13 protein-coding genes are annotated in these 13,331 nt (G+C 60.0%); 7 read left to right on the top strand and 6 right to left on the bottom strand.

The window, feature by feature from the left end; genetic code table 11:
* Window positions 1-256: 256 nt before the first annotated feature.
* The 3 genes from RTCIAT899_RS03795 to RTCIAT899_RS03785 all read left to right on the top strand — a co-directional run bounded on the left by RTCIAT899_RS03795 (window position 257) and on the right by RTCIAT899_RS03785 (window position 3,194).
* Window positions 257-754 (top strand): NUDIX hydrolase, encoded by a 498-nt coding sequence (locus tag RTCIAT899_RS03795; RefSeq protein ID WP_167540203.1) that lies wholly within the window; start codon window positions 257-259, stop codon window positions 752-754.
* A gap of 96 nt (window positions 755-850) precedes the next feature.
* Window positions 851-2,386 carry an inorganic phosphate transporter gene (locus tag RTCIAT899_RS03790; RefSeq protein WP_015338904.1) on the top strand — a complete coding sequence of 512 codons (1,536 nt, stop codon included), beginning with the start codon at window positions 851-853 and terminating at the stop codon, window positions 2,384-2,386.
* A 70-nt stretch (window positions 2,387-2,456) separates the two neighbouring features.
* Window positions 2,457-3,194, top strand: coding sequence for a 16S rRNA (uracil(1498)-N(3))-methyltransferase (locus tag RTCIAT899_RS03785; protein WP_015338903.1), 738 nt, complete (start codon window positions 2,457-2,459; stop codon window positions 3,192-3,194).
* A gap of 4 nt (window positions 3,195-3,198) precedes the next feature.
* Here RTCIAT899_RS03785 and RTCIAT899_RS03780 read toward each other — a convergent pair whose 3' ends face one another.
* Window positions 3,199-3,813, bottom strand: coding sequence for a LysE family translocator (locus RTCIAT899_RS03780; RefSeq protein WP_015338902.1), 615 nt, complete (start codon window positions 3,811-3,813; stop codon window positions 3,199-3,201).
* 243 nt (window positions 3,814-4,056) lie between these two features.
* On the opposite strand from RTCIAT899_RS03780, the gene RTCIAT899_RS03775 reads away from it, so the two are divergent.
* The 3 genes from RTCIAT899_RS03775 (at window position 4,057) to RTCIAT899_RS03765 (ending at window position 7,549) form a co-directional block, all read left to right on the top strand.
* Window positions 4,057-5,430 carry a glutamate--cysteine ligase gene (locus RTCIAT899_RS03775; RefSeq protein ID WP_015338901.1) on the top strand — a complete coding sequence of 458 codons (1,374 nt, stop codon included), beginning with the start codon at window positions 4,057-4,059 and terminating at the stop codon, window positions 5,428-5,430.
* A gap of 248 nt (window positions 5,431-5,678) precedes the next feature.
* On the top strand, window positions 5,679-6,548 hold the full coding sequence (locus RTCIAT899_RS03770; protein ID WP_015338900.1) for a DUF937 domain-containing protein: 870 nt from the start codon (window positions 5,679-5,681) through the stop codon (window positions 6,546-6,548).
* Window positions 6,549-6,670: 122 nt separating this feature from the next.
* Entirely contained in the window at window positions 6,671-7,549 is an 879-nt protein-coding gene (locus tag RTCIAT899_RS03765) for an aldo/keto reductase family oxidoreductase (RefSeq protein WP_015338899.1), read from the top strand.
* A 9-nt stretch (window positions 7,550-7,558) separates the two neighbouring features.
* On the opposite strand, the gene RTCIAT899_RS03760 is transcribed toward RTCIAT899_RS03765, so the two are convergent.
* From RTCIAT899_RS03760 to RTCIAT899_RS03750, 3 genes are all read right to left on the bottom strand, one after another.
* The gene (locus tag RTCIAT899_RS03760) at window positions 7,559-9,157 is read right to left on the bottom strand and encodes an ABC-F family ATP-binding cassette domain-containing protein (protein ID WP_015338898.1); all 1,599 of its coding nucleotides are present in this window, start codon (window positions 9,155-9,157) and stop codon (window positions 7,559-7,561) included.
* Between the two features lie 149 nt (window positions 9,158-9,306).
* Window positions 9,307-9,888 carry a dienelactone hydrolase family protein gene (locus tag RTCIAT899_RS03755; RefSeq protein WP_015338897.1) on the bottom strand — a complete coding sequence of 194 codons (582 nt, stop codon included), beginning with the start codon at window positions 9,886-9,888 and terminating at the stop codon, window positions 9,307-9,309.
* Between the two features lie 192 nt (window positions 9,889-10,080).
* Window positions 10,081-10,380: a DUF1127 domain-containing protein gene (locus RTCIAT899_RS03750; RefSeq protein WP_015338896.1), complete on the bottom strand. Its 300-nt coding sequence runs from the start codon at window positions 10,378-10,380 to the stop codon at window positions 10,081-10,083.
* A 200-nt stretch (window positions 10,381-10,580) separates the two neighbouring features.
* Here RTCIAT899_RS03750 and RTCIAT899_RS03745 point away from each other — a divergent pair, with 200 nt between their 5' ends.
* Window positions 10,581-11,534 carry a LysR substrate-binding domain-containing protein gene (locus tag RTCIAT899_RS03745; RefSeq protein WP_015338895.1) on the top strand — a complete coding sequence of 318 codons (954 nt, stop codon included), beginning with the start codon at window positions 10,581-10,583 and terminating at the stop codon, window positions 11,532-11,534.
* A gap of 36 nt (window positions 11,535-11,570) precedes the next feature.
* Here RTCIAT899_RS03745 and RTCIAT899_RS03740 read toward each other — a convergent pair whose 3' ends face one another.
* Both RTCIAT899_RS03740 and RTCIAT899_RS03735 read right to left on the bottom strand, forming a co-directional pair.
* The gene (locus tag RTCIAT899_RS03740; protein WP_015338894.1) at window positions 11,571-12,203 is read right to left on the bottom strand and encodes a TetR/AcrR family transcriptional regulator; all 633 of its coding nucleotides are present in this window, start codon (window positions 12,201-12,203) and stop codon (window positions 11,571-11,573) included.
* Window positions 12,204-12,400: 197 nt separating this feature from the next.
* The gene (locus tag RTCIAT899_RS03735; protein ID WP_015338893.1) at window positions 12,401-13,282 is read right to left on the bottom strand and encodes a dienelactone hydrolase family protein; all 882 of its coding nucleotides are present in this window, start codon (window positions 13,280-13,282) and stop codon (window positions 12,401-12,403) included.
* Window positions 13,283-13,331: the final 49 nt, after the last annotated feature.

Genomic DNA, 13,331 nt, shown 5'->3' with positions numbered 1-13,331 from the left:
TTTTTCTCTCTTTCCAAAACGATAGCAGCCACATCCAAGCAATTGCGCCATATGCGGCACGGAAACGCTGCGGAATGTCGCTTTCAGCATAAGCGTTGGCGAATATCAGAAGGCAAAACTTTGTATTTTTATCTACGTAGCACTCAATAAATATGTGGGGAAATACCATATAGCGCTCTGTGGAACGCAAAATTTTTCCCCAAAGTGATAATATAGAATCAAGCCGACACTCCAACTCTTAAAGGTGAACCGACAATTGGCCTTTCTCAGCCGTATAGCAAATGATGTGCAACTCATGTTTCGGCGTCCGCCGCGACAGCAATATGCTGCGCTCTGCTATCGGGTGAAGAAGAAGACGGGTCAATTTGAGATGCTGTTGCTGACCAGCCGCGACACCGGTCGCTGGGTCATCCCCAAGGGATGGCCGATGCCGGGCAAGCTCTCCCACGAGGTCGCCGCCCGTGAGGCCTATGAAGAGGCCGGCGTGCGCGGCGTGGTGGAAACCGAGCCGCTCGGCTCGTTCGGCTATGACAAGCTGCTGAAGGACGGCATCCAGGTGCCGTGCCGGGTACAGGTCTATGCCCTCGAAGTCAGCGAACTCGTCAAGAACTTCAAGGAAAAGGGCGAGCGCTCCATGGAGTGGGTCCCCTTCGAGGAAGCCGCCGAACGTGTTCGCGAACCGGAGCTGCACGATCTCATTCTTGCCTTCGCCCAGCGGATGACGGCAGCTTCCGCTGCGATCCAGGCGAAATAAGCCACATTCGTCACAAAAAACTGTGCCAGTGTCCCTGGCAGATATTGCGCGCCTCATCGGTCAGCGCAATAGGAGAGTTTTGATCCAGGGAATTGAATGCCCGACCGACCGGCCACGCCTGCAAAAAGGACGCTCGACAAGGACCTCGACAAATTCACCTATGTCGAGGATGCGACCCATCACGTCACGAGGCGCCTGGTGGCGCCGGGCATCGGCCTGATCTTTCTCGGCCTCGCCATGGTCTTTGCCGGTATCTACGTGCTCGATCAACCGGGGGCCACGCTGATCTTTGCCGCGGTGGCGCTTGCCGGCTACATGGCCATGAACATCGGCGCGAAAGACGTCGCCAACAATGTCGGTGCGGCGGTTGGCGCGCGCGCGATCACCATGACGCAGGCGCTCGTCATGGCGGCGATTTTCGAGATTCTCGGCGCGACGATCGCCGGCGGCCCGGTCATCAACACGATCTCGACCCATATCGTCGACACCAACCGCATCATCAGTGTCGGCAAGCTTGCCTGGCTGATGATGGCGGCACTTCTCGCCGCAGCCCTGTGGATCAATTTCGCCACCTGGCGGAAAGCGCCCGTTTCGACCACGCATACGATCGTCGGAGCCGTCGTCGGCGCGGGAGCCGCAGCCGTCGGCCCGGAGCTCGTGAACTGGAACACGCTGGCGGCCATTTCCGCAGGCTGGGTTGTAACTCCCTTTCTCGGCGGTGCCATCGCCGCCGGCATCCTCTATTTCATCGAGACCTGCATCATCTATCGCGACGACAAGATCGCCGCCGCCAGATACTGGATTCCCATCCTGATCGGGCTGATGGCCGGTGCCTTTTCAGGTTATCTCGTAGTCCAGCTCGAACCCAAAGGCGCGATACCCAGTATCCTCAATCTGACGATCGGCCTCGCGGTCGGCATCATCGTCTGGCTCGGGGCACGGCCGCTGGTAAAAGCGCAATCGGTCGGGCTGGAAAACAAGAATAGCTCGCTGCGCAAGCTTTTTCGCCTGCCGTTGATCTGTTCGGCAGCCCTGATGTCCTTCGCGCATGGCGCCAACGACGTCGCCAACGCGATCGGGCCGCTGGCCGCGATCGTCCGCGATATCGGGCTTGGCGGCTCGCTGAACGTCTTCGCTGAAACGACCACCCAGAAGGCACCCTTCTGGGTGGTCATGATCGGCGGCTGCGGCATCTCCGTCGGCGTTCTGCTTTACGGCCCGCGGCTTATTCGTCTTCTCGGCGAGCAGATCACCAAACTCAATCCGATGCGGGCCTATTGCGTCGCCGTGTCTGCAGCCCTCACCGTCATCGTGGCCGCCTGGTTCGGCTTCCCGGTGAGTTCGACCCACATTACCGTTGGCGCAGTCTTCGGCGTCGGCTTCTTTCGCGAGTGGTCCACCGTCCGTTCCAAGCGGCGATTTGACTATATGCGCAAAAAGGCCGAAGCGGCGGGCATACCCTGGAGTGAGCCGGAAGCCACCGATGAGCGCAATCCCGATGAGGTTCATCGCCGCCGGCTCGTGCGCCGCTCGCATTTCATGACCATCATCGCCGCCTGGGCAATCACCGTGCCGGTCGCAGCCCTGCTTGCTGCCGTCGTTTATTGGGTTATGGTCGCGCTCTTCATTTAGAGCGGTTCGGTTCCCACCGGGTCTTCGAACCGCTCTATCTCATTGTTCTAAGCAATTCCGGGGATCATCCATGCGCGCCAATTTCCGCATGCAGAGGCTGTATGTGACGTCCGACATCAAGGCAGGTGCCGCTATCGAGACGGACCATGATCAGTTCAACTATCTCGCCAACGTGCTGCGCATGGACAATGGCGCCGAGCTCCTGATCTTCAACGGCCGCGATGGCGAATGGAAAGCCGGCGTCTCCTTCCCCTCTCGCAAGCGCATTCTGCTGACGCCACTGGAGGAAACGCGGCCGCAGCCTGCCCCGTCCGATTTGCATTATCTCTTCGCGCCGCTGAAGGTTGGGCGCCTCGACTACCTCGTTCAAAAGGCGGTGGAGATGGGTGCCGGGCTGCTGCAGCCGGTCATGACACAGCATGTGCAAGGGAAGATCACCAATCTCGACAAGGTCAGGGCCAATGTCATCGAGGCTGCCGAGCAATGCGGCATTCTTGGCATTCCCGACGTCGCCGAGCCGGTTAAGCTTACCGATCTGCTAGCAAGCTGGCCGCACGAGCGCCGCATCATCTATTGCGACGAAGGCGATGCCGGACAAAATCCGCTGCCGCTGCTGACGCAGGTAAAGGAAAAACATCTGGCGCTGCTGGTCGGCCCCGAAGGCGGCTTTTCGGAAGAGGAGCGTGCGCTGCTGCGCGACCTCGATTTCGTCACGGCCATTCCGCTCGGCCCGCGCATCCTGCGCGCCGATACGGCCGCCGTTGCCGCCATGGCGGTAATCCAGGCCGCAATCGGCGACTGGAACTGACCCTTTACTCCAAGAGGGCAACAATGGTCGCAACGACCAGCAGGATTGCGAGCGAGATGTTGACGATCCGCGAGATCTTCGGATCTCGGAGGAAACGGGATAGGGAAGCACCGACAAAGAGCCACGCCATGTGAATGGCCACGATCATGGCCGTGAGCAGCGCGATCTTGACGGTGGCGTCGAGCAGCCGCCGATCCTGAAACAGGCTGACGCTGGCAAAGACGGCTGCAATCGCCAGATAGGCCTTGGGATTGGCGACGGCGAGCAGGAAACCGCCAGAAAAGGCAGGCGCCGCAACGTGATCGTCGCGGCGAGACAGCGGCGGCGCCGTGGCGATCTTGAAGGCGAGGTAGAGGATATAGACAGCGGAAACCACCGTCAGCAGCAATGCGCCGTGGGGCACGGACAGCAGAATCGCAACGACGCCGGCGGCGACGGCCAGCAAGACCGCTACGGTGCCTGCGATGAGACCGGAAACGTAAGCGAGCGACCGCCTGAAACCGTAAGCGGCGCCCATCGCCGTCGCGCTGATCGTGGACGGACCTGGGCTGCCCATGATGATCACCGAAGCAAGCAGCAGTGACAGTATGGAATAGTAAAGGGCGTTCGGACCGTTCATCGATGTGCTCCGCTTGATGTCAGTGGAAGCAAAACTAGCGGCGTGAATAGAGAAGCGTCTTGAACGCTTGTGCAAATATGCTTGTGTCAGCCACTGGCGTGATGCACTTGCGAGACATGAAATCCTATTTTTTTGAACGACCCTTGAAAGAAATTCACTTGCGCCGTACGTCAATCCGCGTCAATCACCCTCCAATTGACCTGCGGCTGGCGCGGGCTCTTCTCCGAGATCTAAGGTAATACCATGGCGCGCGATACCACCGACCAGACTCCGCTCTCCTCGGTCTCGGAAATGACGGCCTATCTGGCTGCCGGCAACAAGCCGAAGGAGAAATTCCGCATCGGCACCGAGCACGAGAAATTCGTGTTTTTCCGCGCCGACAACAGCCCGGTCCCCTATTTCGGCGAAGCCAGCATTTCCGCGCTCCTCACGGGACTGCAGAAGAAGTGCGGCTGGGATCCGATCATGGATGGCGACAACATCATCGGGCTCGGCGAACCCACGGGCATGGGCGCGATCTCGATCGAGCCGGGCGGCCAGTTCGAGCTTTCCGGCGCGCCGCTCGAAACCATCCACCAGACCTGCAAGGAATCCAACAATCATCTGGCGACGGTGCGCGAGATCGCCGAACCGATGGGCATCCGCTTCCTCGGTGTCGGCGGCAGCCCGAAGTGGACCCTTGCCGAAACGCCGCGCATGCCGAAATCGCGCTACGACATCATGACCCGCTACATGCCGAAGGTCGGCACCATGGGTCTCGATATGATGTATCGCACCTGCACCATCCAGGTGAATCTCGACTTTTCCTCGGAAGCGGATATGCGCCGCAAGATGCGCGTGTCGATGAAACTGCAGTCGCTGGCAACGGCGCTCTTTGCCTCCTCTCCCTTCACTGAGGGCAAGCCGAACGGGCTTTCCTCCTGGCGCGGCGAAATCTGGAAAGATACTGACAACCGCCGCGGCGGCCTGCTCGATTTCACGTTCCGCGACGATTTCGGCTTCGAAGACTATGTGAAGTGGGCGCTCGACGTTCCCATGTATTTCGTCGTTCGCGACGGCCGTTATCACGACTGTACGCATGTCACCTTCCGCCAGTTCATGGATGGAGCGCTGAAGGGCGAAATCGCCGACTGGGAACCGACGATGGGTGACTGGACGAACCATCTCTCGACGCTCTTCCCGGACGTTCGCCTCAAGCGCTTCCTCGAAATGCGCGGCGCAGATGGTGGCCCGTGGCGCCGCATCTGTGCGTTGCCGGCCTTCTGGGTCGGCCTGCTCTATGACGAAGAGGCGCTGACGGCGGCCGACGAGCTGACCAAGGACTGGAACTTCCAGGAGGTCAACGCACTGCGTGATGCGGTGCCGGCGCAGGGCTTGAAGGCTTCCATCAAGGGCCACGGTCTGCTTGATATTGCACGCGAAGTGGTCGGCATTTCGCGCCTTGGCCTGAAGAACCGCAATCGCTTGAATGGCGACGGCCAGGACGAAACCGTCTTCCTTTCGCCGCTCGACGAGGTGCTTGCCAAGAAGGGTACGCTCGCTGACGATCTGCTGATGCTCTACAATGGCCGCTGGAACCAGTCTGTCGAACCGATCTTCGAGGAATATCAGTATTGATAGGCGATTGCCTGCTGTCGTTACCCGGTCGAGCCGGAACAGAAACCGGTAGGCGCACCCTTTTTTCCCGCTATACTGCTTTAAGCAAGCGCCGCGTGATTCCGAAGCGGCCTCCTAGAGCCGGATGATTTTAGGTCGAATCGACCTAAAATCTGAATCCGCTCTAGAATCAAAGAAGTAGAGCGTGATGTCATCCGAAAACCGCCTACACTTTTCGGCATCACGCTCTAGCGGGGAAAGGGACTTCGATGCTGCCACTCTTCGACATGATGATGCAGGCACAGAATGGCGCCGCCACGGAGGCCATGGCCAAGCAGTTCAGTCTTGCGCAGGAGCAGGCGGCGAAGGCGATGGCCGCGCTGATGCCGGCCTTTTCCTCCGGCTTCAAGCGCAGCGCCACCGATCCCTATAATTTCCTGGGCGTGATGCAGGACATCAGCTCGGGCTCCTATGCTAAATATTTCGAGGATATGACCAAGGCCTTTACGCCCGAGGGCATTGCCGACGGCAATGCGGTGCTCGGACGGCTGTTCGGTTCCAAAGACGTTTCCCGCGCGATCGCGGCGCAGGCAGCGCAGATGACCGGCATCGGGCAGGAAATCTACAAGCGCATGTTGCCCGCTATGGCTGATACCCTAATGGGCGGCCTGTTCAAGGAAACAAGCGGCCAAATCCCGCAAATGACCAATCCCTTTCTCAACACCGATATGGGCGAAATGATGCAGGGCTGGCTGCAGAGCATCGGCTTTGCGCCCAAGCAGCAGCCGACGCCGCAGGCGAGCATCTTCGACAATCCTTTCACCCAGGCGATGGAGCTGATGTTCGGCGCCGATGCGGTCAAGCGCGAGAAGCCGGCGCCGACCAATCCTTTCTTCGACAATCCCTTCGCCAAGGCGTTCCAGGACATGATGAAGAACTTCCCGATGCCGGCAGAGCCGCCGAAGGAAGAGCCGAAGGCCAAGCCTGCCGCCGGCATCGACATGGCTGCTTATACCGAGATGTTCAACGCCATGTTCGACAGCGGCCTCGAAGTGCAGAAGAATTATCAAAAGAACATGGAAGCGATCTTCGACAGCTATTTGAAGACCGAGGATAAGCCAGCGCCGGAACGGAAGTGACGCTCGGCTGGTCGTATTCCGTTTTATTGTTCGCAATTCCGCACAGGCCGTGCGGATTGCACCCGATTATCACACACTAAGACTGAGCCTATTTCTTATTTCATCTTGAAAAGGAGATAGCCATGTCCAGCATCGATCAATCCGGCAGCTTCACTCTCGGTAACCTCAAGGTCAAAAGGCTCGGCTACGGCGCCATGCAGCTTGCAGGCCCCGGCGTGTTCGGCCCGCCGAAGGACCACGAGACGGCACTCACGGTTCTGCGCGAAGCCATCGCCTCCGGAGTCGACCATATCGATACCAGCGATTTCTACGGTCCGCATGTGACCAACCGGCTGATCCGGGAAGCGCTCCATCCCTATCGAGACGATCTCGTCATCGTCACCAAAATCGGCGCGCGGCGCGGCGCTGATGCCTCCTGGCTGCCGGCCTTTTCCGCCGATGAGCTGAAGCAGGCGGTGCACGACAATCTAAGCAATCTGCAGCTTGAGGTGCTCGATGTCGTGAACCTTCGTGTCATGATCAATCCGCATCACCCGACCGAGGGTTCGATCGAGGCACCGCTAACCGCCCTTGCAGAGCTCAAGCGGCAGGGTCTGGTGCGTCACATCGGGCTCAGCAACGTCACGCGAAGCCAGATCGCCGAAGGGCGCAGGATTACCGAGATCGTCTGCGTGCAGAACCTCTACAATCTGGCGCAGCGCACGGATGATGCACTGGTCGATGAACTGGAACGCGACGGCATCGCCTATGTGCCCTTCTTCCCGCTCGGTGGGTTCACACCGCTGCAATCCTCGGCGCTTTCCGATGTCGCTGCCCGGTTGAATGCGACGCCAATGCAGGTGGCGCTTGCCTGGTTGCTGCAGCGCGCGCCGAATATCCTGCTCATCCCAGGCACCTCGTCGCCTGCGCATCTCAAGCAAAATATTGCGGCCGCTGAACTCAAGCTGCCGGAGGATGCGATCGCAGAACTCGATCGCATCGCCAGCACCAGCCACGCCTGAGGCGCCTCCTCATCGATCCGAGACGGCTCGGGCAGGCAATTCGAGCCGTCTCTCTATGCCGATATTGTTGAGAAACACCTCGTCGTGACTGACAACCAGAAGCGCGCCGTCATAGGCCCGAAGCCCAGCTTCAACCGCGGCGATGGAGTCGATATCCAGATGATTGGTTGGTTCATCGAGGATCAGCAGTGAAGGCGGCACCGCGCCGCCAAGGACACAAGCAAGTCCGGCTCGCAGAAGCTGGCCGCCGCTCAGGCTGGAGACGATCTGCAGCGCGGCATCAGCCCGAAACATGAAGCGGGCCAGGGCGGCTCGGCAAGCATTTTCGTCCGCATCCGGGTTGATCCGCCGGAAATTATCGCGGATCGACAGGGATGGATCAAGCAGGCTCACTCGCTGATCCAGCAGGGCGGAATGGACGACCCGCACCGTGCCGCTCCCGGGTTTTAGCGCGCCGGAGACCAATGCCAGCAGTGTCGTTTTGCCCGAGCCGTTCGGCCCGGTGACGGCAACACGCTCCGGCCCCGTCATAATGAAATTGAAGTCGCGCAGGATCGGCCGCTCTGGCTCGTAGCCAGCGGTGACGCCTTCCATCCCGAGGACGATCCTGTTTGCCGGCAATCCTGATGTCGGCAGTTTCACGGTTAGGGGCTGCAGGACCTCGATCTTTTCGCGAGCCGCGGCGGCATCCTGCAGGGCCTGGCCACGGCGGCGTTCGGCAAGCCGCGTCTTTTCGGCGCTCGTCATTTCGGCCCGCTCCTTCAAACCGCCGAGCATGATGCGCGGAATACCGCCCTTTGCCGCCGTCTTTCGGCCGGCTTTGTCCCGCCTCGCTTGCCGCTCGACGGCGGCCTGCGCACTTCGTTCCACTTCGGCGACACGCTTCTCCGCCTCGGCGAAATCATGTTCGGCCGCGGAAAGCTCCAGCGCCTTCCGTTCGCGATATTGGCTCCAGTTGCCGCCATAGCGGGAGGCGCCGAGCGATGTCAGTTCGACGATCGCATCCATGGTGTCGAGCAGCTCACGGTCATGGCTGATGACGATGGCGCCTGCCCTCCAGCCTGCGAGCAGATCGATCACCGCGTCGCGGCCGTCGCGATCGAGATTATTGGTGGGTTCGTCGAGGATCAAGAAATCGGGATCGTCGACAATGAGGGCAGCAAGTCCGCAACGCGTGCGCTGTCCGCCTGATAGCGTCACGAGAGGCGTTTCCGGGGCGACGTCGAGCCCGACACGATCAAGGGCCGCGGCAATGCGCCCCTCGAGTGTCCAATCCGCCGAGGCGAGTTCGTCATTGGTCGCCTCGCCGGCTTCCGCCCGCTTCAGCACCGCAAGGGCTTCGCTCGCGCCGAAGAGATCGGCAACGGTTTCTTCGGCGTGCACTTGCACGCTCTGGCGCAGAATGCCCAAACGACCATTGAAGGAGATGCTGCCGGATTGCGGCTGCAGCTCGCCGGAGATGAGCTTGATCAGCGTCGTCTTGCCGACGCCGTTGCGTCCGACAAGGCCGGAGCGCTCGGCGCCGAAGCTCAGATCGAGATTTGAAAGAAGCGGCCGGCCGTCAGGCGTGGACCACGAAAGATCGGATAAAACGATGGATATAGGCATGAACAAGAATGTCCTCGATGGCAAGGCTGAACGGCATTGCGGTCGAGGTGGAATCCATTGCTGCACACATCCTGTTGGTATCAACGATGCTCCTAAACTAGGCGCGCAGTATCTTCAGTTCAAGTCCTGCGAGTGAAGATGCAGGCATTTCACGCATTGCCATCGATGGCGTCAAGGAAGTCGATGACACGTTTCCAGGTGAGATCGGCGGCCTTGGCGTCATAATCGGGCAGGCTGGCATCGGTATAGAGGTGGCCGCCACCGCCCGGATACCGGAAAATCTCTGCCGCGACGCCAGACTTGGTGACGGCCTGCCGCCAGACGGCAACGTCTTCCTCCGGTTCAAACGGATCGGGATCGGCCAGATGAAGCTGCAAGGGCGGGCCCTTGCGGGCATTGTCGGCGATGGAGGCAATGCCATGCAAGAACAGGATGCCGGCGGTCTTTTCTCGCTTAGGCCAGAGGCTGGCAGCGACGGCGGCTCCCATTGAAAACCCGGCCAATACGGTCGAGGCCGGCAGCCCGGCCAGCGCCCATTCGGCGCGCTCGCAGATCGATTCCCAGCCGATCTCGTCCTTGAATTCGAAGCCCTCGTCGATCGATCGGGCGATCAGCCCATCATAGAGATCCGGCGCAAAAGCCTTGTGCCCGGCTGCTTGCGCCCGTTCGACAGCCTCATGCTCAAGCGAGCGCAGACCGTAGACGGAATGGAAGAAGATCACCGTTGCCATCATTGCTTCCCTGCTGTTCGGATGAGGTCGTTAGATAAGACAGTTGCTGCAGGAGGCAACTTGCCCGCGCGTGATCCATGACGAAAACCCGGTCTTCAGAAAGAAAAAACCCGGTGTTGGCCCTTGGGCCGAACACCGGGAAAGAGGCAGGGCTTATTGGCTATCACCCTGCGGGGAAACTATCGTCCGCCATCAGCCTCTAAAGCTGCTGAAGGCGGAGAGGCGCGCGCAGCGACGCGCGGAATTGGTGAGATGGCCGGACGGATCCCCGAAGAAGGTCGAGGTGGTCAGCGCGGCGTTCAAATCCTGTCTGGTGAGGCCGATGTCGCTCAACTGAGTGTCGTTCAGCTCATTCAGATATTCGATTTCCTTACGATTTCGGATTGCGCGCCAGATCGATGCGACATTGCTCAAAGCAAGCACTACGCGTGCCGTCAGCGACAGCGATGGCGTTGCTAGGCCGAGGTCAAGGGTCCGATCTGTCGTGCGCATTTCCGTGTTCCTTTCTTTGGGCACACGCGAGCCAAGCCCCTTTCCGATGATCCGGAAAAGGGGCGTAGGCCGGGAGGAATTCGACAGGTGTTTCTGTTCGATTGGTATGCTGAATTGCATTCAGAAGATGCCAAAGCCCTATTGATCAGTCCAACGAATGTTTCTAATGATAACTATCAAACTCCTTTATAGGTGAGCCCATGTCCGCGCCGCTTGATATCGATCAGTTGCAGACCTTCATCGCAATCGTGGATTCCGGAAGCTTCACCAAGGCAGCCGACCGTGTGTTCAAGACGCAATCGGCCGTCTCCATGCAGATGCGGCGGCTGGAAGAGCGCGTCGGCAAGCAACTCTTTATCAAGGATGGCCGCGGCAACCGCCTGACCGCGGAAGGTGACAAGCTGCTGAACTATGCCCGCCGCATCATTCGCCTGAACAATGAGGCGATGGCGGCTTTCGACGACAATCGGCTCGAGGGTACGCTGCGCATCGGCACGCCGGACGATTACGCCGACCGCTACATGCCCGAAATCATCGGCCGCTTCGCCAAGACGCACCCGAATGTCGAGCTCTACATCGTCTGCGAACCCTCGGTCGACCTTGCCGAGCGCATGCATCGCGGCGAACTCGATATTGCGCTCGTCACCCACAATCCGCGTGAACGCATGTCAGATGTCGTGCGAACGGAACCACTTTGCTGGGTCGGCTCGGCCAATCATCCGCTGCGCGACGATGCGCCCATTCCGCTCGCGGTCGGGCGGCGCGACTGTCAGTGGCGCCAGCTTGCCTGTTCGGCGCTCGACGCCGGGGGCCGCGACTATCAGATCCTGTTCACCAGCTGGTCCTGCACCGTCGTCGCCGCGGCCGTGCTCGCCGGCATGGCGGTTTCGGTCATGCCGGAATCGGCGCTCAGGACCGGCATGAAAGTGCTGACCCAGGCCGATGGCTTCCCGCCGCTGCCGCCGGTGCAGATCGGCATCATGAAGCGGGCCGGCTTGTCCGTATCGCTGATGAACGCCATCACCGCCCATATCTCGGCCTGCCTCGACAACATCACGCCGGCTGCGGTGGATGACGATCTCGATGGCGAGGTGAAAACCTATACGCGCTTTTATCCGCGACTGCGCGCCGGGCACATTCTGCCGGGCTGGTGAGCTCGGGGATCACCAGCCAATCGCTTTCAGGAATCGTTACTGCGCCGGCTCTGCCAGCAAGGTAATGCGGATCACCTGCTTCCATTCATGCAGCATACGTCGCGCCATCTCGTCCTCGCTCACGATGGCGAAGCGGATGGATGCGCCGATCAGATGGCTGAACAGCTGCGTGCGTGCCTCAAGGTCGATGCGACTTTCAGCCGGCAGGAAAGGTCGGATGCTCTCCAGGAAAATTTCGGCGACGCGATTGCTGTGCTGTATGTTGAGCTGGAGGATATCCCTGTCGATATCCGTGCCGAGCCAGACACCGATATAGGTGGGATCGCTGCGAAACTCGCGATAATACCAGTCGATCATGGTGCAGACGAGCTCGATGGCATGATCGAGCGACGCCACGAAGGCAAAAGCCTCTCTGACCTTTTGCCGGATGCGGCTGGAATGCCGCTCGAGCAAGGCGCGGACGATCGCCGCCTTGTCCGGAAAATACTGATAGACGGAGCCGATCGGGATTGCGGCAACCGCAGCCAGCTCGGTCATCTTCATCGCGCTCACCCCCTTCTCGGCGATCAGCGCGGCCGCAACCGACAGGATGGCATCGACACGCTGGATGCTTCGCTCCTGCTGCGGCCTCTTTCGAAAGTTAATACGGTCGGGATTATCCGGATTCATGCTCTTCCCGTTTCATTCTCACGCTGAACGGCGCTCAAGCGCGCAGACGCTATGACATCCGACGTGTTCAATGCGCGTAAATGGGAAAAGTCCAATTTTAATCATTACTTAGGAGGCGGCTCGCAGTCTGGAACCGGGGCCGAAACATGGTTTCGTCCCCAATAATCGGTGACCTCCCACCCTAAATCCGTGTCGTTCTAGGACACGTACCTCCTCAGAAAATCGACTGTCCTGCCCCAGGCGAGATCGGCCGCCTTCTTGTCGTATCGGGCAGCCGAGGTATCGTTGTTGAAGGCATGATTGACGCCTTCATAGACGAAGATCTCGAAGGTCTTGCCGGCTGACTGCAGCTCCTTGCGATAGGCCTCGATGCCGGCGTTGATGCGGTCGTCCAACCCGGCATAATGCAACAAGAGGGCAGCCTTGATGTCAGGCACGTCGCCTGCGGGCGGCTGCGCGCCATAATAGGCAACGCCCGCCTTCAGCTCCGACGAGATGGTCGCGAAACGGTTGACAAGACCGCCGCCCCAGCAGAAGCCGACGGCACCTACCTTGCCGTTGGCGCCATCCGTCTTGGCGAGATAGGTCAGGCTCGCCTCGGCGTTAGCGGCCGTCAATGCCAGATCGAGATTGGTAAACATGTCGCGCGCCTTGTCCTCATCCTCGGGCGTGCCGCCAAGCGGGGAGAGGAAATCGGGCGCCAGCACCACGAAACCGTCCAGCGCCATGCGGCGGGCGACATCGCGGATATGCGGGTTGAGGCCGCGATTCTCGTGGATGACGATGACGCCGCCGAGCTTGCCGGCCGCATCCTTCGGGCGGACGAGATAGCCCTTGATCTCGCCTTTGCTGCCGGCGAACGCCACATCTTTTGCGTCCAGCCTGCTGTCATCGACGGCAATGATCTCAGCGCTTGCCTTGTTGGCGGCGAGCAGCGGCGCGATGGCAGCGGCGGCGCCCGCCGAGCCTGCTAGCTTGGTAAGCTTTTCCATGAAGCCCCGACGGTCGAGCGTCAGATGCGTGTATTCGTCATAGGCGTTGATCATCGCCTGCGTCACGATCGGCTTTTCCGTGCTCATGATCCTCTTCTCCCTGTTTCCCCGGCAGCAGGCAACAAACGACCGGCCA

It is taken from the genome of Rhizobium tropici CIAT 899 (assembly GCF_000330885.1).
Classification (GTDB): Bacteria; Pseudomonadota; Alphaproteobacteria; order Rhizobiales; family Rhizobiaceae; genus Rhizobium; species Rhizobium tropici.
This window is presented reverse-complemented; position numbering and strand designations above follow the sequence as displayed.